Here is a 23838-nt window from a genome sequence, read left to right on the forward strand (position 1 = left end):
CTTCCCTGGATCCGGCAAACTGACCGCTGTGCCTGATGAGCCGACCGCGGGACTGTATGAGGACGTCGTCACAGAATCCCTCCTCGCCAGACTTGCTGACGTCGACGAGAGGCTGATCGAGAAGCACGGGATGCGCTCGGCGGAGGCCTCGGACCGGTTCGCCCGGCTGCTCGCTCGACAGGTCGAACGGGCTCTGGACACGGTTCCGGAGGCCGATCGCGTCCGGGTCGGTGTTGAGGTGGCTCGGTCACTCCTGGAGGTCTTGCACGAACGCCTTCCCCGGGCCGACTCGACCACGGAGCGACCCACCGCACCGGGTGAAGCCCTCACCGCGATCGGAACCTTTGATCTAGCCGGTGTCGCACAATTCCCAAGACGACCCTTGATACCGCTAGTCGACACCACGCTGTTGACCAACGCACCGGGCGAGCCACGAGTCGGTAATCAGGTGTTGGCAGAGATCGAGTCGGCCGACGCCATCGACCTGGTCATGGCTTTCATTCGACGCAGCGGCTTACGACCACTGCTGGGGGCCCTGAAGAAGCATTGCGACCAGGGCAAGCCACTTCGCGTACTGACCACGACATATACCGGCTCAACCGAGCCTGAGGCATTGGCTCTGCTGACCGAACTGGGTGCTGAGGTACGGGTTTCATACGATCTGACGACCGCGCGGCTGCATGCCAAGGCCTGGCTCTTTCACCGGCACTCCGCGTTGAGCACGGCGTACGTGGGCTCGTCCAATTTGACGCATTCCGCGCAGATAGCCGGCATGGAGTGGAACGTACGGGTATCCGCGGCCCGCAATCCTGATGTGGTCAGCAAGATCGGTGCGGTCTTCCAGAACTACTGGCTCAGCGGTGACTTTGTGCCGTACGTCGAGGAGCAATTCCGTGCCGCCCTCGATCTGGGACGGCAGCGTGGCGACCGGCATCAGACCACGCTGAGCCCGATTGAGATCCGGCTCGAACCGTTCCAGGAACGGCTGCTGGAACGGATCGAGGTGGCCCGGCAGAACGGCTGGCATCACAATTTGCTCGTCTCGGCGACCGGCACCGGGAAGACTGTCATGGCCGCTGTGGACTACGCGCGTCTGCGCAAGCGGCTCGGCCGGGCTCGGCTGCTCTTCATTGCGCATCGCCGGGAGATCCTGCAGCAGAGCCTGAGCACTTTCCGGCACGCCATTCGCGACTACACGTTCGGCGATCTCTGGCTGGGCGGGCACCGCCCGGAAGCATACGATCATCTCTTCGCCTCGGTACAGACCCTCGCTAGTCACGGCCCGGAGAGGCTGGCCGCGGACCATTTTGATGTCGTCATCATCGACGAGTTTCACCACGCTGCCGCGGAATCCTATGAGAAGGTCTTGAAGCACCTCAGACCGAAAGAGCTTCTCGGGTTGACCGCGACGCCGGAACGAGCCGACGGCCTTCCGATCTTGCACTGGTTCGGGGACCGGATCGCCGCCGAGTTGCGGCTGTGGGATGCTATCGAACAGCATCGCCTGTCGCCGTTCGTCTACTACGGGATCCACGACGGCATCGACCTAACCGATATCCCGTGGCGGCGTGGGCAGGGTTATGACCTGAACGCCCTGACTGAGGCTTACGTAGGCAACGAAAGCTGGATCCGCTTCGTATACGACCAGCTGCACAAACATGTCGACAACGTGCACTTCATTCGGTGTCTCGGGTTCTGCGCGAGCGTCGACCATGCCCGTTACATGGCCGCCGAGTTCCACAAGCTGGGCATCACCGCGGTGGCGGTATCCGGCACCAGCTCTGATGAGGAGCGGCGTGCCGCTCTTCGTGGGTTGGAAGACGGCACGATCCAGGTGGTCTTCTCCGTCGACCTCTTCAACGAGGGTGTCGATGTGCCGGCAGTGGACACCCTGCTCTTCCTACGACCGACCGATAGCGCCACCCTGTTTCTCCAGCAGTTGGGTCGAGGCCTACGCCTCATGGAGGGCAAGACGGTCTGCACCGTCCTGGACTTCGTCGGCCTGCACCGTCGTGAGTTCCGTTTCGATCGTCGGTATCGCGCCCTGATCGGCGGCAGTCGACGGGATTTAGAGAAGGCTGTCGAAGACGGCTTTCCGTTCCTGCCGGCAGGTTGTCACATGGAACTGGACAGGGTGGCTCAAGGGGTTGTACTCCGCAGCATCCGGGAGGCAGTTCCGGCGCACTGGAAGTCCCGCCTACGGGAGCTCAAAGCCCTTGCCCAGGCCCGGAAGAGCATCACGCTGACTGACTATCTCACCGAAACCGGACTTGAACTCTCCGACATCTATGCCAACAACAGCAGTTGGTCGGATCTACGCGAGGCTGCCGGTCTGCCGGTGGCCGAGCCCGGTCCCAGTGAAGCACTCCTGCGCCGGGCGTTGGGTCGGCTGCAGCATATCGATGATCGACAGCGCCTCACCGCGTATCGGCAACTAGCCGGTGAAACTCGGCCGGAAGTTGGGTCGGGGGACGGCACACGTCGACGCCTGCTCCGCATGCTGGTGGCCGCCATCGGCGATCAAGTGCTAGGCAAGGACAATTCGCTGGCCGAGGCCGTCCAGCTGATCTGGTCCCACCCTCAGGTTATGGCCGAACTCGGTGAGCTGATGCATGCTCTCCGCAACGCGCCGGATCACGTACAGCAGGAGGCGCTTCCCGGCGTACCGCTGCAGATTCACGGCCGGTACACCCGGATTGAGATCCTGGCAGCCGTCGGTGAGGGCAAGTGGGCGAAAACCCCGCCGTGGCGCGAAGGCGTTTATGACGCCAAAGGCATCGGCGCTGATCTGCTCGCCTTCACCCTGGACAAGACCAGCGGCGACTTTTCGCCAACCACGCGGTACCAGGACTACGCGATCAGCCGGGAACTGATCCATTGGGAGAGCCAGTCAACGACCGCCGCCAACAGCCCGACCGGGCAGCGATATCAGAATCACGTGGCGATGGGTCGATCAATACTTCTGTTCGCCCGACCACGAGTCACCGACCGTTCCTTCTGGTTCCTCGGGCCAGCCGAGTACGTCAGCCACGAGGGCGAACGGCCGATGGCCGTGACCTGGCGACTCAAGACGCCGCTCTCCGGTGATCTATACGCCCAGTTCGCTGCGGCGATCGCGTAGCTCCGGGAGATAGGTGGTCAGGCGGGGGCCGTTGACCTGGTACAGCCGGCCGCCCGTGACGATCACCCCGCCCGGCACGGTGGGGCCGGCCGGCGCTCCGGTGCTGGCGTTCAGGACCCGGCTCCCGGTGTAGACCAGGCCACCGGCCAGCACCGGCTGGGTGATCGGGCCGGGGAAGGTGTACGACCAGAGGGCGCGGCCGGTGCCGGCGGCCAGGGCGGTGAGCCTCACGCCGTCGGCCACGTAGAGGCGGGGACCGTCGGTGGCGAGCAGCGGGGTGCCCCGGCCGGGGAGGGCCAGCAGGACCGCGCCGGTCCTGGCGTCGACGGACAGCAGCACGCCGGAGCGGTCGGTGACGTAGAACCGATCCGCCGCCGGGCTCGCGGCCTGCACCTGCCACGTCGCGCGGCGCGACCAGCGCGGGGCGCCGGTGGCGATGTCGACGGCGACCGTTGTGCCGGTCGGGACACCGGAGCCGTCGGTGGTCGCCAGCGGGACGAGGCCGTCGGCGGAGACGCCGCTGGACGCGTGCCGGGGCCGGCTCCACAGCAGCCGGCCGTCGCGTACCCGGTAGGCGGCCACCCGGTCCTCGTCGGACGGTGACGTGCCGGAGACCAGGACCACGTTCTTGTCCACCACGACCGAGTCGATGGGATTGTCCGGTTCCAGCCGCCAGCGGACCCGGCCGGTGGCGGTGTCCAGCGCGGTGAGGCGGCCGTCCGGGTCACTCATCGAGTTGCAGTCGCCGTTGGCGAGGATCAGCAGGTCGCCGGCGACAGCCAGCCGCGCGGTGCTGTTGTCGTCGGCGTGCTCCCAGGTGAAGCGCCAGGACAGGGCGCCGGAGGACGGGCGGTAGGCGGAAACGCCCGCGCGGTCGGTGGCGAACACCCGGCCGGCGCCGAGGACCGGCGCCGAGAACCCGGAGCAGCTCTCGTCGAGGTGGCGCAGGTGGACCGACCAGCTCCTGGTCAGCCGGCCGACGGTGGCCGGGGTGAGCGCCGCCTCGTGCGGGTTGAACCAGCTGTCTTCGGCGTCGTAGCCGGGATGGTCCCAGCGGGGCGTGGCCGCCTGCGCCGGGCCGGGAAGGGCGAGGCCGACGAACACCAGGGCGGTGACGGTACGACGGAGAGCCTGCACACCCGGAAAATAGCGTACGGATCGGGCGTACGACGGGGAAAGCGGATGGCCCGCCCACCGGGGGCGGACCATCCGCGGTGACCCACGGCGGATCAGCTGTTGATCAGCTTGAGCATCTGCTGGACCTGGTCGCCGCGGGACTGCCTGACCCGCTCGGCGAACTGCTTGGCCTGCGCGTTCGCGCCCTTGTCCAGTTCGATCCGGGCCATCTCGACGGCGTTGTGCTGGTGTGCCAGGAACAGGTTGAGGAAGGCGGTCTCGAAGTCGGCCGTGCGCACCGTCCGCAACGCCTTGATCTCGCTCTCGGTGGTGCTCGGCAGGCCGCCGTGGTCGGCGTGGACGCTGACCCGCTTGTCGACCGTGGTGGGCTTGCCCCACTCGGTCAGCCAGTTCCTCATCATGGTCAGCTCGTCGGCCTGGGTCAGCTCGACCGCCTTGGCCAGGTCGACCACGTCGGCACGCTGTGCCCGGGCGGCGCCGATCTTCGCCATCTCCAGGCCCTGCTGCTGGTGGTCGACCAGCATCTGCAGGAACATCACGTCGTTGGCGTTGAAGGTCGAGCCGGCGGTGATCTCGGCGACGTTCTGCACGGCCGGCGCGGCGGCGCCGCCCTCGGGCGCGGACGAGGTCTTGTCGGTCCCGCACGCCCCGAGCAGGAACGGCAGGGCGAGCGCGGCGGCTACCAGGCGGCGCTTCACAGCGGCAGCCAGAGGGCGAGGGTGAACACCGACGGCTCCCAGCTGCGGATCGAGGTGTGCGGCTGCCGGCACCTGTAGGACGCCCCGTTGTAGGTCACCACGTCGCCGGCGCGGTAGCCGACGCCGGCCGCCCAGGCGCTGCCGTTCTGCGCGGGCGCGGAGGTGGCGGAGCTGGTCGCGGTCGCGGTGGCGGTCGGCGCCGCGGTGGCGGTCGCGGTGGGAGCCGTGGTGGTCGCGGTGGCGGTCGGGGCCGGCGCCGCGGTGGTCGGGGCGGTGGTCGGGGCCGCGGTGGGCGCCTTCGTCGGGGTCGCCGCCGCGCCGCCACCGATGTTCAGGTCGATGCAGCTGTAGAAGGAGTTCACGGTGTCCGCGATGTTCCAGACGGCGAGGACGGTGTGCCGGCCCGGGTACCTGCTCAGGTCCACGGTGTGGCTGACGGTCGCCTCCGGGATGGCGTTGTTGTCGTCGAACGTGGCGACCTGGGCCCCGTCCACGTAGTACACCCAGCTGGCGGTGCGGTGCCGCGCGGTCAGCACCCAGTTGAACTTCGCCGAGGTGCCGACGCTGGTGGCCGGCCAGTTGCGGGAGTTGTCGTTGAGCACCCCGAAGGCGGCGTTCCCGCCGTTGCACTGCTTGGAGCCCTTCGGCGCCTCGACGCTCTGCGGCTCGAACTGGATCGCGCCGCAGTCGGTGACCGTGCCGGCGGCGCAGAGCGCCTGCCGGCTCGGCGGCGACGAGACGTATCCGTGGGCCAGGGCCGGTGAGGCGATCACCAGAGTCGACGCGACCATCCCCAGGGTGGCCAGCGGGTAGGCGATCTTCCTGCGCATGTCACTTCTCCAGACATCTCGTCCTGGCTGCTTACCGGCCGGAACGTTAGGCGCGGCTGCCATAACGGAGCCTTAAGGAGACCGAAAACCCGCCTGAAAACGGTGATCCACCGGATCAGGGCACCGTCCGCCGGCGCCGGCGCGGCGCCGGCTCCTGCGGTGTCTCGTCGGCGGAGGTCAGCAGGAAGCCGACCCGGGCGCCGCCCAGCGGGCTGCGCCCGACGACCAACTGCCCGCGTACGGTGTCCGCCGCCCGGCGCACGATGTCCAGCCCCAGCCCGGTGGAGCCGGCCCCGCTGTACCCGCGCTGCACGGCGGCCGCGGGGTCCGGGATGCCCGGGCCGGCGTCGTCCACCAGCAGGCCGGTCGTGGAGACGCTGACCCGGAACGCCACCCCCTCCGGCGTGTGCGAGAAGACGTTGCCGAGCATCGCGTCGACCACCAGGATCACGTCGCTGCGCGACATCGGCACCGGCACCGGCTCGTGCCCGCCGACCACCTCCCACGGCCGCTCCTGGTCCTCGGCCAGCACCGACCAGAACGCCAGCCGGTCGGCCAGCACCTCGACCAGGTCGCACCGCTGGTTGCCGCGGTCCTCCACGCCGAGCCGGGCGCCGTTGATGATCGCGTCGAGCTCCTCGTCGAGCAGGTCGCACGCCTCCCGCATCCGGTCCGCGATCGGGCCGGGCGGGATGGTCTCGGCGTCCAGGCGCAGCGCGGTCAACGGCGTACGCAGGCGGTGTGACAGATCGGCCGCCAGTTCCCGTTCCCGGTCCAGCAACCGTCGCAGGTCGCCGGCCATGGTGTTGAACGCCTGCGCGGCGTCGCGCAGCTCGCGCGGGCCGGTGGGTTCGAGCCGCTCGTTGAGCTCACCGGCGCCGAGGCGGCGGGTCGACTCGGCGAGCCGGCGGGTGGACCGGACCAGCTGCGCGCCGAGCCGGTCGGCCAGCAGCGTCGAGCCGCCGACCAGCACCACGGCCAGCCCGAACAGCGCCAGCCAGGCCGACATGACGCCGCGGCGCATCTCGTCGTCGGTGACGAACACCTCGACGACCACGGTGCGCCCGTCGGTGAGCACGGTCGGCTGCAGGTAGGCGAGGCCGCCCTGGGCGGTCGCGGTCGCCGAGCGGCGCTGCCGCGCGGCGCGCTCGACGGTCGCGTCGCTCAGGTGCGAGGTCCCGATCGGGTCGAGCCCGGGCAGGTGTACGGCGAGCAGCCCGGCGCTGCCCGCCGAGGTGCTCGCCACCGCGTTGGTCAGCGCGGTCGGGTCGGCGTTCACCCCGAGCACGGTGACGATCGAGGTGGCCTGCTGACGGGCCTCGGAGACGGCCCGGTCATGGGCGATCTGCCAGATCGCGACGGCCAGCGGGACCAGGAACGCCAGCGCCACCATCGAGGTGATGGCCAGGGCCAGCCGGTTCAGCGCCCATCTCATTGCGGGTCGACCATCATCACGCCGACACCGCGCACGGTGTGCAGGAAGCGCGGCTTGGCGGCGGTCTCCCCGAGCTTGCGGCGCAGCCAGGAGATGTGCACGTCGATGGTCTGCTCCTCACCGATGCGGGCCTGGTTCCACACCTGGTTCATCAGTTCCCGCCGGCTGATCACCTGGCCGACGCGTTCGGCCAGGTAGGTCAGCACGTCGAACTCGCGGCGGGTCAGCTGCAACGGTTCGCCGCGCAGCTCGGCGCGGCGCTGTCTCGGTTTGATCACCAGCTCACCGACGGTGATCGCGTTCGGCGCCTGCTCGGTGGTGGTGCGCGCGCGGCGCAGCACCGCGGAGATCCGGGCCAGGATGTGGCCGCCGGAGAACGGCTTGGTCACGTAGTCGTCGGCGCCGGCGCTCAGCAGTGCGATGATGTCCGCCTCCGAGCGCCGGGCGGTCGCCACGATCACCGGCACGTCGGAGACCGTACGCATCATCCGCAGCGCGTCGGTGCCGTCGATGTCGGGCAGCCCGAGGTCCAGGATGACCAGGTCGGGCCGCTCCTGAGTGACGATCTTCAGCGCCTGGGCGGCCTGGCCGACCGGGCGCACCACATGACCGGCATCGGACAGCGCACGGGTCAGTGCGGCCGCGATGTTGCGGTCGTCCTCGACCAACAGGATCAACGCCATGGCGTACACCATAGGACCAGGTGAGAGGATGAGCTCCGTGCGATCTTCCCGGTGGCTGCCGATGGCCGGCTGGTTCCTGGCGACCGCGACCAGCATCGTGCTCTCCTGGGTCGCGCTGCTCCCGGTGCTCAACGCCGCCCGCCCGGACGTCGGGGCGCTGCCCGACATCGATCAGGTGCCGGCCGCCGACGTGATGCCGCCGGCCTCGGACCCGCCGGTCTCCGACCCACCGACCGCGGCCCGCACCGAGCCGAGCCGCTCGGCGCAGCCGACCCGCGGCTCGGCGCCGTCCTCACCGGCGGGCACCAGCCGACCGCCCACCACCCGGCCCACCACCGGCGAGCCGGCGACGTCCGCCCCGGCCGCGACGACGAAGCCGGCCACCACGACGCAGAACGGCTGGACCGTCACGACCGGGGCGGACGGGGTGCGGACGTACGTACGCTCGGTCGCGGTCGAGGGTGGCCAGGCGGTCGTCAAGATGACCAGCGACGGCGTGGTCTCCCTGGTCACCGCCACCCCCGCGGACGGTTACGCGGTGCAGAAGACGCAGAGCTCACCGTCCGACATGGCGGTCTACTTCAACGAGACCAACCACAGCTTCATCATCCGTGCCATCTGGTGGAACAACGCCCCGTTCACGGAGATCAACGAGATCGGCTCCTGACGCCATTTGCAGGGATAACGCTCCCTCGACACCGCGCAAGGGTTTTCCCTGATTCGGTGACGTTCGTCGATGCTTAACGTCTCACCACAAGTCATCCAGGTGTGACCCATCGTCCACGGACGGTCGAAACCCGCCCGCCACCCCCCGGGCGGGAAAGGAGCCAGGCGTGAAATCCCGTACCCCTGTCGTCGTCGCTGTGGCCGCCGCAACCGCGGCCGCCTCGGCGGCCGTGGCGCTCGCCGGACCGGCGACCGCCCAGCCGAGCGAACCCGTGCCGCCCGCCGCGGCCGCCGCCCAGGCCGCCTCGGCGCTGATCGCCGCCCGTCCGGCGGCGCTGCACGCGGCGGCGGACGAAGCCTTCGTCCAGCACGAGGTGATCTCCACCGACACCCTGCAGTACGTGCCGTTCGACCGCACCTACAAGGGACTGCCGGTGATCGGCGGTGACGGTGTCGTGGTCACCGACGCGCTCGGTCAGGTCAAGTACACCTCCGTGGCGCAGGACGCGCCGCTGCCCGCGATCGGCACCACCCCCGCGCTCAGCGCCGCCGACTCGCTGAAGATCGCCAAGGGCGAGATGAAGACGGTCAGCGCCGTCGAGGGCACCCGGCTGGTCGTGCTGGCCACCACCGGCTCCCCGGCACTGGCCTGGGAGTCGACCATCCGGGGCACCGGCGCCGAGGGCCCCAGCCGGCTGACCGTCGACGTGGACGCCGCCTCCGGCCGGGTGCTGCGCACCTACGAGCACGTGACCGACGTGGCCGGCACCGGCACCGGCTGGATCAACGGATCGGTCAGCATCGACACCACGCTGTCCGGCAGCACCTACACCCTGCGCGACCCGTCGATGACCAGCCTGCAGTGCCAGGACTCGTCGACCAACACGACGTTCAGCGGCGCCGACAACGTCTGGGGCAACGGGACCGGCACCAACAAGGAGACCGGCTGCGTCGACGCCTTCTACAGCGCGCAGAAGGAGAAGGCGATGCTGTCGAGCTGGCTGGGCCGGACCGGCTTCAGCAGCAGCGGCGGCGCCTGGCCGATCCGGGTCGGGCTGAACCAGCAGAACGCGTACTACGACGGCACCCAGATCCAGATCGGCAAGAACACCGCCGGTCAGTGGATCAGCTCCGCCGACGTGGTGGGCCACGAGCTCGGCCACGGCATCGACGACAACACCCCGGGCGGCATCTCGAACGGCAACACTCAGGAGTTCGTCGCCGACACGTTCGGCGCGGCCACCGAGTGGTTCGCCAACAACCCCAACGACGCCCCCGACTACCAGGTCGGCGAGGAGGTCAACCTGGTCGGCAGCGGCCCGATCCGGTACATGTACAACCCGTCGCTGGCCGGTGACGACAACTGCTACTCCAGCAGCACCCCGAACGACGAGGTGCACGCCGCGGCCGGGCCCGGCAACCACTGGTTCTACCTGCTCGCCGAGGGCACCAACCCGACCAACGGGCAGCCGGCCAGCACCCGGTGCAGCGGCTCCGGCGCGATCACCGGCGTCGGCATCCAGACCGCGATGAAGGTCATGTACAACGCGATGCTGATGAAGACCTCCAGCTCGTCGTACCTGAAGTACCGGACCTGGACGCTGACCGCCGCCAAGAACCTGACCCCGAACGACTGCGCGCTGTTCAACACGGTCAAGTCCGCCTGGGACGCGGTCAACGTGCCGGCCCAGACCGCCGACCCGACCTGCAGCGGCGGCAGCACCAGCTCGCCGACCGCGACGCCGACCACCCCGGCGCCGGGCGGGTGCAGCGGTACCAACGCCACCGACGTCGCGATCCCGGACGCCGGCTCGGCGGTGAGCAGCACCATCACGATCAGCGACTGCGCCCGCACCGCCTCGGCCACCTCGACGGTCGCGGTGAACATCGTCCACACCTACCGGGGTGACCTGAAGGTCGACCTGGTGGCGCCGGACGGCACGGTCTACGCCCTGAAGGCCACGTCCACCTCGGACAGCGCCGACAACGTGGCCACCACCTACACCAAGAACCTGTCCAGCGAGGCGGCGAACGGCGCCTGGCAGCTGCGGGTCCAGGACGTCTACTCCGCGGACACCGGCTACATCAACAGCTGGACGCTCACCCTCTGACCGGGTCGGGGACGGGGCGCTGCCGCTCGGCAGCGCCCCGTCCGCGTCCGCCGACGCCGGTCACCGCTTCTGGGCGCGCAGCTGGACGAGCAGGCCGTCGCGGTCGGTGAGCACGGCACCCAGGATCCGGCGGCCGGCGGCCAGCAGGTCGGCGACGTCGGTGGTGCTCAACGCGTACATCACCAGGGCGCCGTCGCGGAACGAGGTCACGATGCCGGCCCGGCGCAGCACCGCCAGCTGCTGCGACAGGTTCGAGGCCTCCACGTCGATCTCGGCGAGCAGATCGCGAACCGGTTTCGGGCCATCCTGCAACAGTTCCAGAACCCGGATCCGGACCGGGTGGCCGAGGGTCCGGAACATCTCGGCCTTCGCCTGATACAGCGGCACGGACACGGCGGGCCCCCTCCACTCGTTCACACCGGCCAACGCGCCCGGTCACGCCTCTCCTGAGGCCTTGTGCATTTTCGGAGTTGCAGAAAACCTCAACTCACTCGTCCGCAGTCTCATCCTCACCGGGCCGGGTCCGTCCGGGCCGGACACTCTGTGCGACAGGGGTCGGCCGGGGTCGGTGACTCTCGATGGGACCCGAGCGTGATGCCGGCCGCGGCGTGCAAGCCGCCGGAACGCGATGTCCGCCGGAGCGAGGACACGGAAGGACCCGAGATGCCGGACATGGACGTAGCCCTGAAGGACGCGATGCAGATCGACGGCGCGATCGGCGCCGCGCTCGTCGATCGCAGCAGTGGAATGGCCCTCGGCGTCGCCGGGGGCGACCGCAACTTCGACCTGAGCGTCGCGGCGGCCGCCAACACCGAGGTGATCCGCGCGAAGCTGCGCACCATGGAGATGCTCGGCCTGCGCGAGAACATCGAGGACGTACTGATCACGTTGGACTCGCAGTACCACCTGATCCGGCCGCTGACCGGGCGCTCCGGGCAGGGGCTGTTCCTCTACCTGGCGCTGAACAAGGACCGGGCCAACCTGGCGCTGGCCCGGCACCAGCTCAAGCGGATCGAGACGACTCTCGATATCTGAAGTTCCACTCGTCGGCGAGCATGGCGAAGTCGACCTCGGTGGACCACTCGCCCTTGAACAGCTCGTTGTGCACGAGCCGGGCCTCCTGCCGCATACCCAGCCGGCGCAGCACCCGGGCGGACGACTCGTTGCGCTCGTCGATCCGCCCGATGATGCGGTGCAGGCCGAGATCCTCGAAGCCGAGCCGGAGCATGGCCCGGGCCGCCTCGGTCGCGTACCCGTGGCCGGAGAACTCGGGGTTCACCACGTAGCCGATCTCGCCGCCGCGGTGTTTGCGGCTGTGCCAGAACAGGATGACATCGCCGACCAGCCGACCGGTTTCGGCCACCTCGATGCCCAGCGTCAGTGACTGGCCCTCGTCGGTGAGGACGGTCGCGGCCCAGTACGTCGCCAGCCGATCGGCGATCACCTCGGGGGTCATCGGCTCGAACGGGACGTACCGGCAGACGTCCGGGCGGCTGCGGTAGGCCAGCAGCGCCTCGGTATCGGCCTCGGTCAGCGGGCGCAGCAGCAGGCGTTCGGTCCGGATCGGGTACGCGGGGCGCAGCTCGGTAGGCGACACGCGATCATCCTGCCATCGCGTGTCGCCTTTCGCACACCCGTTCGACTTATCCACAGGCTGTGCGCACAGCCTGTGGGTGACGCGTCAGCGGCGCGCGTCCGCGTACCGCAGCAGCGCCGCCACGCCGCCCTGCAGGTCGTGCTCGTCCGGGTCGCACAGCACGATGGACGCGTCCGTCCCGACCAGCGCCCGCAGCATCGCGGCGTCCGCCCGGACCAGCGGCGGGTGGTTGATCCCGGACTCGCGCAGCAGCTCCGGGTCGTCGCTCAGCTCGTGCGGCTCCGGCCCGATCCACAGCCGCTCGGTGGAGGACGGGTCGTCGATCATCAGCAGCGTGTCCACCTGCCCCCGCGACAGGTAGGTGACCACTTCGGACAGGCCGTTGCCGGCCGCGCCGCCGTGCGCCAGCTGCGACCGGAACCGGTCGAGCACCTCCCGCCGGTGCGCCTCGGCGCGTTCCGCGACGGCCTGGATGGTGACGTCGTCCAGGGCCTCGTGCGCCCGGGCGCCGACGTCGGTCTCCACCACCCGGTCCCGCCACCGGTCCGGCAGCTGGGCGAGCAGCATCGGCCGCGATTTCGGATCGCCGGCCACCACGATGGTCTCCGGGCCGGTCCGGTCGGCCAGCTCGGTGACCGCGTCCGCCACGTCGCCGGCGTTGCGCCGCCAGGTCAGCTCGCTGTTGTGCTGGAACCTCAGCTGCGACCAGCCGCCGCCCTGGTAGCGGTGGATCGCGAAATCCTCGCCGCCCTGGATGTCGCGGTGCCGGACCAGCTGCCCGGTGGCCGCCGAGTCGATGGCGCCGCCCGCGTGGTCGACCACCACGCGCAGGTAGCGGATCACCTCGCCGAGCTGCCCGACCATCGGCATCACGTGCGGCAGGGGCTCGAACACGGCGATGTCGGTCCGCGGGGGCGCGTTCAGCGGCTGCCGCATGAGCAGCTCGCCCGCGGTGGCGAACAGCGCGACCCCGTGCCGGCCCGGTCGCGCCGGGTGGTCCAGGATCGCGTCCTGCAACGCGCGCACCGTCAGCGGGTCGCAACCGGCCTCGGCCAGCGTCTCCCGCGCCTTACGCCAGCGGAGCTCGACCGCCTTGGCGGCGTCCTCGGTATGCCGTGATGTGTCGATGTACACCGAAGCCCACGGCCCGGGGCGTTCGTACAGCGGGCGCAGCATAGTGAGTCGCATGTCCCTTCCCTCCCTGCGGAAAGCGAGTTTTCGCAGGTGAGCGGGTACCCGCTGGGGAGCTGATCAACCAGCGCGGCGGCGGTTCAGCAGCATCCACGCGCCCGGCAGCAGGGCCGTCGCCAGCACGACCTTCAGCAGGTCGCCGGCCAGATAGGGAACCAGGCCCTTGAGCGCCGCCGTGGGCAGGTCCATGGTCGTCGCCAGCGCCAGCCACGGCACGCCGACCAGGTAGATCAGCAGGTTGCCGATCACCATGAGACCGGCCGTGTAGGCGGGGCGGCGGTCCGCGCCGAGCGCGGCGAGCTGGCCGACCAGCGCCGCGGCGACGACGAAGCCGACCAGGTAACCGCCGGTGGCGGCGGGCCAGCCGGCCGTGCCGCCGGCGAACCACGGGACGCCCAGGACGCCGGCCAGCGCGTACAGCAGCATTCCGGCCGCGCCGCGGCCCGGGCCGAGCACCGCCCCGGCCAGCAGCACCGCGAAGGTCTGCCCGGTGATCGGCACCGGCGAGCCGGGGACCGGGATGACGATCTGCGCGGCCACCCCGACGGCGCCCGCGGCGCCGACGGTCAGCAGCACGTCGCGTACGGCCGAACGGCCCCACACGTCCGCGAGCACGCCGGTCCGGCGGCCCGGCACCCCCGCTCCGAACACCTCAGTCACCATGTGCGGCCTCCCGTCCAGCGTTGCCGGGAACCGTAGGCCCCGAAGATCACGGTCCGGCGTCGCTGTGGCCGGGATCGCACCACCGGGCACGCCGGGATCCGGCCGCGGCGGCTGCGTGCCGGCTACTCCTCGAAGCTGGCGTAGTACGACGCGGCCATGTCCTCGTCGCCGTGGCCCCGCTCGGCGGCGCGGCGGAAGCGTTCCGCGCCGGCGGCCGCGACGTCCAGGCGTACCCCGTGGGCCGCGCCGGCCGCGACGATCAACCGCGCGTCCTTCTCCGCGGTGACCACCGCGAAGCTCGCCGGCGTGAGCCGGTCCTCCAGGATCGCGGAACCTTTGGCGTGCAGGTAGCCCATGTCGAGCGGGCCGCCCCGGACCAGGTCGAAGAACCCGGCCGGGTCCACGCCCAGGCCCTTGGCCAGCGCGAGCGCCTCCGCGGCGCCGTGCGTGGCGGCCAGGACCCAGCTGTTGGCGACCAGCTTGAGCCGGGTGGAGGCACCGGTCGCAGCGTCCTCGCCGGTCCACACGGTGCGTGCGCCGACCGCGTCCAGCACCGGCGCGACCGCGTCCCGGTGCCCGGCCGGGCCGGCGGCCAGCACGGTCAGCTGACCGGCCTCGGCCGGCTGCCGGGTGCCCAGCACCGGCGCGTCGAACAGGATCAGGCCGTGCTCGGCGGCGAAACCGGCCAGCTCGCTGATCGCCTCCAGGCTGACCGTCGTGGACTGCACCCACATGGCGCCCGGGCGCAGCGCCGGCGCGGCCTCGGCGATCACCGACTTCACCGTGTCGCCGTCGTAGAGCATGGTCAGGATCACGTCGGCGCCGGTCACCGCCTCGGCCGGGGTGCCGGTGACCTGGGCGCCGTCCGCGGCCAGCGGCTCGGCCTTGTCGCGGCTGCGGTTCCAGACCCGCACGGTGTGGCCGGCCCGGGCCAGGTTGCGGGCCATCGCGGCACCCATGATCCCGGTGCCGAGGACGCTGACGGTGAGTTTCTCGGTCATGGTCGAACCGTACGGACCGTCGCGGCACCGCGCGCGGGCGGGCGGGAGACCCGGCCCAGCGCCGGGCGGGAACCCCGGCACGGCACCGCGGGATGGAACCCGGCACGGCGCCGGCGGGCGGCCGGGAGCTGGCGCAGCGGCCCCCGGCGCGCGAGGACCGCGCTCGCCCGGCCCTCGGCCGCCCCGCGCACGGCCGGCTCAGTACGCGCTCGACCCGGCCCAGAGGTTGATCCCGGACTCGGTCGCGTACCTGTCGATCTCGGCCAGCTCCTCGGCGGTGAACGCGGTGTTCTCCAGCGCCGCCAGATTGTTCTCCAGCTGCGCCACGCTGCTCGCGCCGAGCACCACCGAGGTCATCCGCGGATCCCGCACCGCCCAGGCGATCGCCATCTGGGCCAGGCTCTGCCCGCGCCGCTCGGCGATCGCGTTCAGCGCCCGCACCTTGCCGAGGTTCTCCTGCGTCAGCCAGTCCGGGGTGAGCGACTTCTGCTCGCCGGCCCGCGAGCCGCGCGGGATGCCCTGCAGGTACCGGTCGGTGAGCATGCCCTGGGCCAGCGGGGAGAACCCGATGCAGCCGGCGCCCTCCCGCTCCAGCACGCCGAGCAGCTCGTCCTCGATCCAGCGGTTGAGCATCGAGTAGGACGGCTGGTGGATCAGCAGCGGGGTGCCCAGGTCGCGCAGGATCGCGGCGGCCTCGGCGGTCTTCGCCGGCGAGTACGACGAGATGCCGGCGTACAGCGCCTTGCCCGCCCGCACAGCGGCGTCCAACGCGCCCATGGTCTCCTCGAGCGGCGTCTCGGGGTCGAACCGGTGTGAGTAGAAGATGTCCACGTAGTCCAGGCCCATCCGGCGCAGCGACTGGTCCAGGGACGCGGTCAGGTACTTGCGGGAGCCGTGGTCGCCGTACGGGCCGGGCCACATGTCGTAGCCGGCCTTGGTGGAGATGACCAGCTCGTCCCGGTACGAGGCGAAGTCCTCGGCCAGCAGGCGGCCGAAGTTGCGCTCGGCCGAGCCGTACGGCGGGCCGTAGTTGTTGGCCAGGTCGAAGTGGGTGACACCGAGGTCGAACGCGCGGCGCAACACGGCACGCTGGGTCTCGATCGGCTTGTCGTCGCCGAAGTTGTGCCACAACCCCAGCGAGATCACGGGCAGTTTCAGGCCACTACGCCCACAGCGGCGGTACTCCATGGCGTCGTATCGGGCCGGGGCGGCTGCATAGGAGGTCACCCCTGATTCCTATCGCACGGCCGGCCGGTCTAGGCGCCGGGCTCGACGGCCGCCTTCCGCGGCGGTCCGGCCAGGATGTGGACGGCGAACCCGCCGAAGGCCAGCACCAGGGCCGTGACCAGGGCCGCGGTGTCCCCCGGCGCCTGCGACTGCCAGGTCAGGGTGCGCCCGAGGACGGTCTCCGGGCTGGAGAACAGGACGGCGGCCAGCGTCCAGCCGAGCGGCAGGAACCAGGACCGGGACGGGGTGGTCAGGCTGGCGCCCAGCGCGGTCAGCCCGAGCAGCCCGACCGCGTCCCGCGCGACCAGCGACACGGGACCGAAACGGGCCGGGGTGGCCAGCGTGACCGCGAGCACGCCGACCACGATCAGCAGGACGGCCACCAGGTGCGCGGCCCGCCGGGGCGGCCACCTCAGGGCGGCCGTCCGGTCCAGCGCGTAGTCCGGGCTGACCAGCGTGGTGGTCAGCGCGGCGACCATCAGCAGGACGCTGAGCACGACCATCTCCGGGGCGACGTCGCGCTGCCGGGTGTTCGCCGCCGCCAGCAACCACATCAGCACCGCGATGCCGGCCGTCACGCCGAGCGCCAGCGGGGCCCGCCGCGAGCGCAGGTACAGCGTCAGCCCCCTCACGGCGCACACTCCAGCGCGGCCTTGCGGACGGCGGCCACCTGCGCCGCCGCGCGGTCGGCGGGCAGGGCACGCAGCCGCGCCCAGAGCGCCTTGGCCGCGTCGACGGCCTCCGGGTCCTCGTACCGCGAGCCCCGCGCCGGCTCCCGGCCGAGCAGCCAGTACGCGGCCGCGCGCGCCTGCGCCCGGTCGGGTCCGCCGTCGCAGCCGGGCGCGCCGACGAACGCCGCGGTCACCGTCTCCGGCAGCACCGCCGACCGCTCGGCCAGGTGCCCGCCGGCGCCCACCTCGACCGGCAGCAGCACGGTGTCGGCGGGACGGGGCGCCGGCGCGAACGGCAGGTACGTGGTGTTGTCCTCGTGCACCCGGCTCGGCGCGCCGGGCAGCCTCGCCAGCACGGTCAGCGCCTCCCGGGCCGGCCCGACCAGCTCGGGCAGCAGGCCGGCGTGCACCCGGCTGACGCAGATCCGCGGCTCGTCGTCGGCGCAGACCAGCGCCTTCGCGACCGGGTCCACCGAGTCGATGACGAGCCGGTTCTGGTGCGGCATGACCGCGATCGACAGCGCGGCGCCCAGTCCGACCGGCAGCAGCGCCGCCACCCGGCTCCGCCAGCCACCGGAGGCGAACAGCAGCACCGCGGCCACCGCGAGCCCGGCCAGCCAGATCGCCTGGGAGCCGCTGACCCGCCACGGCACGGTGGCGTAGTCGTGCGGCATGTTCATCTCGTAGATCGGCGAGAAGACCAGCGCCAGCCACCCCCGGGGGCGGGTGGCCCACGGGATGCCCAGCAGCAGACCGAGACCCGCCACGGCCAGGGCCGGCGCGGTCATCAGGTGCGGCACCAGCCGACCGGCCGCCAGGCCGAGCCAGACCGCGGCGAGCAGCGCCAGCGCGCCGACCGCGACGACGGCCAGGATCCGCGCCGGCAGGTAGCCGGCGGTGCCGATGATCGCCACCCCGCCCGCCACGCTCATCAGCAGGTACCCGGCGATCACGGCGAGCGCCATCGCGCCGAGGGTCGGCACGATCCGCCGGGCGCGGGGCCGGGGCGTGCTGGCGAACAGCTCGCCCACGTTGGACTGCGCCTCCCGGCGGCCCTGCCAGGCGCCGGCGGCCAGGGCCAGCGGCCACAGCAGCACCAGATACAGCCGCTGGGTCATGGCCAGCTGCATCCAGCCGGCCGCCCACTCGGACCCGCTCGCCGACCCGCTCGCGAAGTACAGCAACGCGGCCCCGGTCACCAGCACGATCAGGGCCGTCCCGGGGGCCGCCGACCGGCGCAGCTCGATACGCAGAACGTGGCTCATCGGGCCGCCCCCGTCCGGTGCCGGCGCAGCAGGGCCGAGTAGCCGCGCTCGGCCGGGCTGTCCCCGGCGTCGCCGTCGCCGCCCTGCGCGATCAGGTCGTCCGGGGTGCCCTGGAACACGAGTGTGCCCTCGTTGATCAGCACCACGTCGGTGCAGGCGGCCACCACGTCCTCGACCAGGTGCGTGGAGACCAGGACACAGCTGTCCACGCCCAGGTCGCGCAGCAGCTCGCGGAAATCGAGCCGCTGCTCCGGGTCGAGGCCGACGGTCGGCTCGTCGAGCAGCAGCACCGCGGGGTCGTTGACGATCGCCTGCGCGATGCCGGCCCGGCGCAGCATGCCGCCGGACAGCGTCTTCATCCGCGCGTCGGCCTTGGCGGCGAGGCCGACCCGCTCGATCGCCCGCTGCACCGCGCCGGGGACCGCCGGCTTCGGCATCTCCTTGAGCCACGCCATGTACTCGACGAACTCGCGCACCGTGAAGCGTGGGTAGAACCCGAACTGCTGCGGCAGGTAGCCGAGCGCGCGGCGGACCGGCCTGAGGTCGGCACGGCCGTCCACCGGCTCGCCGAGCAGGGCGAGCCGGCCGCCGGCCGGCTGCAGGACGGTCGCCAGCGCGCGCATCAGCGTGGTCTTGCCGGCGCCGTTCGGGCCGAGCAGGCCGTGGACACCGGTGCCCAGCCTCAGGTCGAGGCCGTCGACGGCCAGGTGGCGGCCGGCGCGGACGCGCAGCCCGTCGGCGTGGACCACCCAGGGATGGGTGGTGGGTGCGGTCTCGGCCGCGCTCACCAGGCGCATGATCGATCTCCTCTGCACGGGAAGTCTCGGGCACGGCTCAGCGGCGCGCGGGCGCGCCGGAACCGGGACGGGCGGGTCAGTTGTGGCTGGACAGCCGGCGCAGGCCGGCGGACCGGGCGAGGGCGAAAGCGGCGGACACGACGGTGACCAGGGCCCAGAAGGCGATGCCGGCCGGCTCCAGCACCACCGGGAGACGGGTGGTGAGCAGCGCCGGGAGCGCCACCACCAGGCCCCATCCGGCGGCCAGCCCGACCGCGGCGCGGCGCACGCCGACGACCGCGCCGAGCGCGATCGCCGCGGTGGTGAACGCCAGGCACGGCAGCAGGGCCAGGGCCAGCGAGACCCCGGTACGGGTGCTGGCCAGCCCGAGCGCCGGCACGATCACGGCCAGCACGGTGGCGGTCCGGCGCAGCAACAGCGGGAGGCCGGCCGCCGGGGTGCCGGCGATCAGCTCCCAGGCCGGATCGCTGCCCCGGCTCCACGCGACCGCCACCCCGGGCAGCGGCGCCACCGGGGCCAGCAGCAGCACCAGCGACGGCAGGCTCGGCTGGACCGCCTGCAGCAGCACCGCGCAGCCCAGCACGGCCGCCGTCATGCACAGCCACGGCACCAGCTGCCAGACCAGCCAGCGGTGCCGGGCCGCCGACCACCGCCGGCGGCGGGGCATCGGAGCCGGTCCGGCCGCGATCTGCTGGTCCACGCCGGCGGTCACGCGGTCGAGCAGGCTCAGCACGTCGACCGGCGCGCTGCCGGTGAGCCGGGCCCGGCAGTCGGGGCACTCCTCGAGATGCACCTCGACGGACCACACCGTGGCCTCGTCCAGGTCCGGGTCGCCACCGGCGTACCGGGAGATCACCGCGGGGTTCGGGTGTCCGGTCATGACAGCGCCTCCCGAAGAGCGATCCGGGCCCGCCGCGCGCGGGTCTTCACCGTGCCCTCGGGCACGCCGAGCAGCAGCGACGTCTCCCGGACCGAGAGCCCGTCGAGGACCATGGCGCGCAGCACCTGGCGGACGTCGGCGGGCAGCGCGAGCAGCGCCTGCTCCAGGTCCTGACCGACCCGGCCGGCCATCACCTCGTCCTCGGCCGCCGGGGTGGTGGTCTCGGCGCGCACGGCCGGCAGCTCCTGCTGCCGGGCCCGCCGGCGGAACGCGTCGACCAGCCGGTTCGCGGCGATCGTCCACAGCCAGCCGACCGCGCTGCCGGAGGCGGCCGACCCGGCGAAACCGCCCGCCGCCCGCCAGACGGCGAGATAGGTCTCCTGCATCACGTCGGCGACCACGTCCTCGTCGGCGCACCGGCGGCGCAGCCGGACCGCGAGCCAGGGCGCCGTCCGCCGGTACAGCTCGTCGAACGCGTGGCGGTCGCCGGTGGCCGTGCGGCGCACCAGCTCCGCCTCGTCGGCCGAGTCCAGGCTTCGTCTCACAACCAGCAAGACGACGGCACGGCGCCGACGGTTCTCCACCTGGAGTGACCCACGTCACCTACGGCCGGGGCCGGACCGGGACGCCGTTGACCGCGGCCGGCCCCGGGGTCTCAGACGACGCCGCGGTACGCGGCGAGCGTGGCGGCCAGCACGTCGCGGCCGGGGCGCTGCCAGAGCTCCTCGTTCATCACCTCGACCTCGATCGGGCCGGTGTAGCCCGCCTTGTCCACCGCCCGATGGAAGGCGGACATGTCGACGCAGCCGTCGCCGGGCAGGCCGCGGCCGGTGAGCACGCCGGCCGGCAGCGGGGTGATCCAGTCGGCCAGCTGGTAGATCGCGATCCGCTCGCCGGCCCGCGCGATCTTGTCCAGCACGGTGTCGTCCCACCACAGGTGGTACGTGTCGACGGTGACCCCGACCCGGCCCACCGGATGCTGCTCGGCGATCGTCATGGCCTGGTCCCAGGTGCTGATCACGCAGCGGTCGGCGGCGTACATCGGGTGCAGCGGCTCGATCGCCAGGGTCACCCCGGCGGCGGCCGCGTGCGGCACCAGCGCGGCGACCGCGTCGGCGACGTGCCGGCGCGCGCCGGCCAGATCCTTCGACCCCGCCGGGAGGCCACCGGAGACCAGGACCAGCACGGACGTGCCGAGCGTGGCCGCCTCGTCGATGGCCCGGCGGTTGTCGTCGAACCAGTCCGGGGCCTGGAAGAACCCGCTGCGGCAGAGCGTGGTCACCGACAGGCCGGCGTCGCGGACCAGGGCGGCGGAGCGGTCCAGGCCGTACTCGGCGACCGGCTCGCGCCACAGCGCGACCTGGTCGACCCCGGCCTCGACACAGCCGGCGACCAGGTCCGGCAGGCCCCACGGCTTCGCCGTGACCTGGTTGAAGGAGAAGCGGCTCATCCCACGGTCACCTCGAAGAATCGGTTGGCCCGGTGCGCCGCCAGGTCGGGGTCGGGCAGCAGGCCGGCGGCGTCGGCGAGCTCGATCAGCCGGGCCAGGTGCGGCACCGAGCGGCCCGACTGCAGGCCGCCGACCATGGTGAAGTGCCGCTGGTGACCGGCCAGCCAGGCGAGGAAGACGATGCCGGTCTTGTAGTAGAACGTCGGCCTGCCGAAGATGTGCCGGGAGAGCGGAACGGTGGGCGCGAAGATCCGGTCGTACTCGTCGAGGTCGCCGCGGTCCAGGGCGGCGAAGGCGGCCGCGGCGGCCGGGGCGATCGCCGCGAAGATGCCGAGCAGCGCGTCCGAGTGGCCCTGCTCGTCGCCGCGGATCAGCCGCGGGTAGTTGAAGTCGTCGCCGGTGTAGAGGCGCACCCCGGCGGGCAGACGGCGGCGTAGCCGGATCTCGTGGTCCGCGTCGAGCAGCGAGATCTTGATGCCGTCGACCTTGGCCGGATCGGTGTCGATCAGCTCCAGCACGGTCTCGGTGGCCTTGTCCACGTCGGGCGAGCCCCAGTAGCCCTCCAGCGCCGGGTCGAACGCGGTGCCCAGCCAGTGCAGGACGACCGGCCGGCTGGACGCCTGCAGCAGGCCGCGATAGAGGTGCAGGTAGTCGTCGGCGTCCCGGGCGGTGGCGGCCAGATGGCGGCTGCACATCAGGACCGGCACGGCGCCGGCGTCGAGCACGTCGGCGAGCTGTTCCTCGTACGCCGCACGCAGTTGGCCGAGGGTGGCCGGGCCCGGCGGCAACTGGTCGGTCGCGACCCCCGCCACGATCCGCCCGCCGCAGGCGGCGGCCTCGGCCGCGCTGCGCCGCACGAGCTCCCGGGTCGCCGCGTAGTCCAGGCCCATCCCGCGCTGCGCGGTGTCCATCGCCTCGGCGACACCCAGGCCGTGCGACCACAGGTGGCGGCGGAAGGCCAGGGTGGCCTCCCAGTCCAGGGCGGCCGGCGCGCCGGGCGCGTTCTCGGCGTGCGGGTCCGCGACGACATGGGCCGCGGCGTACGCGATCCGGGTGGCCGGCGGACCGGTGGGCCGGTTCCAGGCGGTACCTCCGGACAGGGTCAGCGGCCCGGTCGGCAGGTTCACCACGGCCATCTCAGGCGCCCCCCAGCTCGATGCGGCGTCCCTCGCGGGCGGACCGCAGACCGGCCTCGGCCAGCCGCACCCCGCGCGCGCCGGAGGCGAAGTCCCAGTGGAACGCCTCCCCGCCCACTACGTGCCGCAGGAACGCCTCCCACTGCGCCTTGAAGCCGTTGTCGAACTCGTCGTTGTCCGGGACCTCGCACCACTGGTCGCGGAACGAGGCGCCGGTGAGCGGCAGGTCCGGGTTCCACACCGGCTTGGGGGTGGTGGCCCGGTGCTGGATCCGGCAGCCGCGCAGCCCGGCCACGGCGCTGCCGTGCGTGCCGTCGACCTGGAACTCGACCAGCTCGTCGCGGTTGACCCGGACCGCCCAGGAGGAGTTGATCTGGGCGATCACGCCGCCGTCCAGCTCGAAGATCGCGTACGCCGCGTCGTCGGCGTCCGCGGCGTACTGCTCGCCGCGCTCGTCCACCCGGCGCGGGATGTGCGTGGCGGTGGTGGCCTGCACGCTGCGGACCGCGCCGAACAGCTCCTCCAGCACGTAGTTCCAGTGCGGGAACATGTCCATCACGATGCCGCCGCCGTCGGCCAGCCGGTAGTTCCAGCTCGGACGCTGTGCGGGCTGCCAGTCGCCCTCGAAGACCCAGTAACCGAACTCGCCGCGCACCGACAGGATGCGGCCGAAGAAGCCGCCGTCGATCAACCGCTTCAGTTTCCGCAGCCCGGGCAGGAACAGCTTGTCCTGCACCACGCCGTTGCGGATGCCGGCCAGCCGCGCCAGCTCGGCCAGCTCCTCGGCCGCCGCGGAGCTCTCGGCGAGCGGCTTCTCGGTGTAGACGTGCTTGCCGGCCGCGATGGCCTGGCGAATCGCCTTCTCCCGCTGCTGGGTGACCTGCGCGTCGAAGTAGATCTCCACATCCGGCCGGGCCAGCGCGGCGTCCAGGTCGGTGGTCCACTCGCTCAGGCCGTGCCGCGCGGCGATCCCGGCGAGCTTGTCCGGGTCGCGGCCGAGCAGGATCGGCTCCGGCCAGATGTGCTCGCCGCCGGGCAGGGCGACGCCACCCTGTTCCCGGATGGCCAGCAGGGAGCGGACCAGGTGCTGCCGGTACCCCATCCGGCCGGTCACGCCGTTGAGCACGATGCCGATCGATCTGCGCGCTGCCATGTGCGGTTACCTCCGGTGCTTAAGGAAAGCGCTTTCCTGCTGCTGGCAGCGTAGGACTTAAGCCATCTCGGAGACAAGGGTCAATTCGTGCCGTAACCGGGAGCGACGCCCGGAGCCGAGGCGCCG

Annotated in this window: 23 protein-coding genes; 4 read left to right on the forward strand and 19 right to left on the reverse strand. The window is 71.8% G+C overall.

Features of this window, described 5'->3' with window-relative positions:
- Window positions 1-28 precede the first annotated feature (28 nt).
- Window positions 29-3121: a DUF3427 domain-containing protein gene (locus ACTEI_RS35565; RefSeq protein ID WP_203723555.1), complete on the forward strand. Its 3093-nt coding sequence runs from the start codon at window positions 29-31 to the stop codon at window positions 3119-3121.
- Here the strand turns inward: ACTEI_RS35565 and ACTEI_RS35570 are convergent.
- The 5 genes from ACTEI_RS35570 to ACTEI_RS35590 form a co-directional block, all read right to left on the reverse strand.
- Window positions 3089-4258, reverse strand: coding sequence for an outer membrane protein assembly factor BamB family protein (locus ACTEI_RS35570; RefSeq protein ID WP_164466243.1), 1170 nt, complete (start codon window positions 4256-4258; stop codon window positions 3089-3091). The genes ACTEI_RS35565 and ACTEI_RS35570 overlap by 33 nt on opposite strands.
- 92 nt (window positions 4259-4350) lie before the next feature.
- Window positions 4351-4956 (reverse strand): DUF305 domain-containing protein, encoded by a 606-nt coding sequence (locus ACTEI_RS35575; protein ID WP_122981646.1) that lies wholly within the window; start codon window positions 4954-4956, stop codon window positions 4351-4353.
- A complete protein-coding gene (locus tag ACTEI_RS35580; protein WP_122981647.1) occupies window positions 4953-5786 on the reverse strand; it encodes a lytic polysaccharide monooxygenase in 834 nt (277 codons plus the stop codon). The genes ACTEI_RS35575 and ACTEI_RS35580 overlap by 4 nt, the downstream gene beginning before the upstream one ends.
- Window positions 5787-5901: 115 nt before the next feature.
- Window positions 5902-7221: a HAMP domain-containing protein gene (locus tag ACTEI_RS35585; protein ID WP_122981648.1), complete on the reverse strand. Its 1320-nt coding sequence runs from the start codon at window positions 7219-7221 to the stop codon at window positions 5902-5904.
- On the reverse strand, window positions 7218-7904 hold the full coding sequence (locus tag ACTEI_RS35590; protein ID WP_122982621.1) for a response regulator transcription factor: 687 nt from the start codon (window positions 7902-7904) through the stop codon (window positions 7218-7220). Before ACTEI_RS35590 ends, ACTEI_RS35585 begins: the two co-directional genes overlap by 4 nt.
- Before the next feature lie 28 nt (window positions 7905-7932).
- Here ACTEI_RS35590 and ACTEI_RS35595 point away from each other — a divergent pair, with 28 nt between their 5' ends.
- Together ACTEI_RS35595 and ACTEI_RS35600 are read left to right on the forward strand one after the other, a co-directional pair.
- Complete coding sequence (locus ACTEI_RS35595) at window positions 7933-8571, forward strand: DNA mismatch repair protein MutL (RefSeq protein ID WP_122981649.1); 639 nt, start codon at window positions 7933-7935, stop codon at window positions 8569-8571.
- Window positions 8572-8737: 166 nt separating this feature from the next.
- Window positions 8738-10681, forward strand: a complete 1944-nt coding sequence (locus ACTEI_RS35600; protein ID WP_122981650.1) for a M4 family metallopeptidase — start codon at window positions 8738-8740, stop codon at window positions 10679-10681.
- 60 nt (window positions 10682-10741) lie between these two features.
- Here ACTEI_RS35600 and ACTEI_RS35605 read toward each other — a convergent pair whose 3' ends face one another.
- On the reverse strand, window positions 10742-11074 hold the full coding sequence (locus tag ACTEI_RS35605) for an ArsR/SmtB family transcription factor (RefSeq protein ID WP_122981651.1): 333 nt from the start codon (window positions 11072-11074) through the stop codon (window positions 10742-10744).
- Between the two features lie 270 nt (window positions 11075-11344).
- On the opposite strand from ACTEI_RS35605, the gene ACTEI_RS35610 reads away from it, so the two are divergent.
- Window positions 11345-11716 (forward strand): hypothetical protein, encoded by a 372-nt coding sequence (locus ACTEI_RS35610; protein WP_122982622.1) that lies wholly within the window; start codon window positions 11345-11347, stop codon window positions 11714-11716.
- Here the strand turns inward: ACTEI_RS35610 and ACTEI_RS35615 are convergent.
- The 13 genes from ACTEI_RS35615 to ACTEI_RS35675 form a co-directional block, all read right to left on the reverse strand.
- Entirely contained in the window at window positions 11685-12278 is a 594-nt protein-coding gene (locus ACTEI_RS35615; protein ID WP_122981652.1) for a GNAT family N-acetyltransferase, read from the reverse strand. The two genes, ACTEI_RS35610 and ACTEI_RS35615, sit on opposite strands and share 32 nt — an antisense overlap.
- A gap of 84 nt (window positions 12279-12362) precedes the next feature.
- Window positions 12363-13466, reverse strand: a complete 1104-nt coding sequence (locus ACTEI_RS35620; protein ID WP_122981653.1) for a baeRF2 domain-containing protein — start codon at window positions 13464-13466, stop codon at window positions 12363-12365.
- Between the two features lie 63 nt (window positions 13467-13529).
- Window positions 13530-14132 carry a biotin transporter BioY gene (locus tag ACTEI_RS35625; RefSeq protein WP_122981654.1) on the reverse strand — a complete coding sequence of 201 codons (603 nt, stop codon included), beginning with the start codon at window positions 14130-14132 and terminating at the stop codon, window positions 13530-13532.
- A 122-nt stretch (window positions 14133-14254) separates the two neighbouring features.
- Window positions 14255-15133, reverse strand: coding sequence for an NAD(P)-dependent oxidoreductase (locus ACTEI_RS35630; protein ID WP_122981655.1), 879 nt, complete (start codon window positions 15131-15133; stop codon window positions 14255-14257).
- A gap of 198 nt (window positions 15134-15331) precedes the next feature.
- Window positions 15332-16321, reverse strand: coding sequence for an L-glyceraldehyde 3-phosphate reductase (gene mgrA, locus ACTEI_RS35635; protein WP_239082193.1), 990 nt, complete (start codon window positions 16319-16321; stop codon window positions 15332-15334).
- A 68-nt stretch (window positions 16322-16389) separates the two neighbouring features.
- On the reverse strand, window positions 16390-16992 hold the full coding sequence (locus ACTEI_RS35640) for a hypothetical protein (protein ID WP_122982623.1): 603 nt from the start codon (window positions 16990-16992) through the stop codon (window positions 16390-16392).
- The gene (locus ACTEI_RS35645) at window positions 16989-18296 is read right to left on the reverse strand and encodes a hypothetical protein (protein WP_122981657.1); all 1308 of its coding nucleotides are present in this window, start codon (window positions 18294-18296) and stop codon (window positions 16989-16991) included. The genes ACTEI_RS35640 and ACTEI_RS35645 overlap by 4 nt, the downstream gene beginning before the upstream one ends.
- Window positions 18293-19093: an ABC transporter ATP-binding protein gene (locus ACTEI_RS35650; RefSeq protein WP_122981658.1), complete on the reverse strand. Its 801-nt coding sequence runs from the start codon at window positions 19091-19093 to the stop codon at window positions 18293-18295. Before ACTEI_RS35650 ends, ACTEI_RS35645 begins: the two co-directional genes overlap by 4 nt.
- A gap of 76 nt (window positions 19094-19169) precedes the next feature.
- On the reverse strand, window positions 19170-19973 hold the full coding sequence (locus ACTEI_RS35655) for a cupin domain-containing protein (RefSeq protein WP_122981659.1): 804 nt from the start codon (window positions 19971-19973) through the stop codon (window positions 19170-19172).
- Complete coding sequence (locus tag ACTEI_RS35660; RefSeq protein ID WP_122981660.1) at window positions 19970-20518, reverse strand: RNA polymerase sigma factor; 549 nt, start codon at window positions 20516-20518, stop codon at window positions 19970-19972. The genes ACTEI_RS35655 and ACTEI_RS35660 overlap by 4 nt, the downstream gene beginning before the upstream one ends.
- Before the next feature lie 110 nt (window positions 20519-20628).
- Window positions 20629-21423 carry a sugar phosphate isomerase/epimerase family protein gene (locus ACTEI_RS35665; RefSeq protein WP_122981661.1) on the reverse strand — a complete coding sequence of 265 codons (795 nt, stop codon included), beginning with the start codon at window positions 21421-21423 and terminating at the stop codon, window positions 20629-20631.
- Entirely contained in the window at window positions 21420-22559 is a 1140-nt protein-coding gene (locus ACTEI_RS35670; protein WP_122981662.1) for a dihydrodipicolinate synthase family protein, read from the reverse strand. Before ACTEI_RS35670 ends, ACTEI_RS35665 begins: the two co-directional genes overlap by 4 nt.
- Window position 22560: 1 nt before the next feature.
- Window positions 22561-23712: a Gfo/Idh/MocA family protein gene (locus ACTEI_RS35675; RefSeq protein WP_122981663.1), complete on the reverse strand. Its 1152-nt coding sequence runs from the start codon at window positions 23710-23712 to the stop codon at window positions 22561-22563.
- Between the last annotated feature and the right edge of the window lie 126 nt (window positions 23713-23838).

This window comes from Actinoplanes teichomyceticus ATCC 31121 (genome assembly GCF_003711105.1).
Lineage (GTDB): Bacteria > Actinomycetota > Actinomycetes > Mycobacteriales > Micromonosporaceae > Actinoplanes > Actinoplanes teichomyceticus.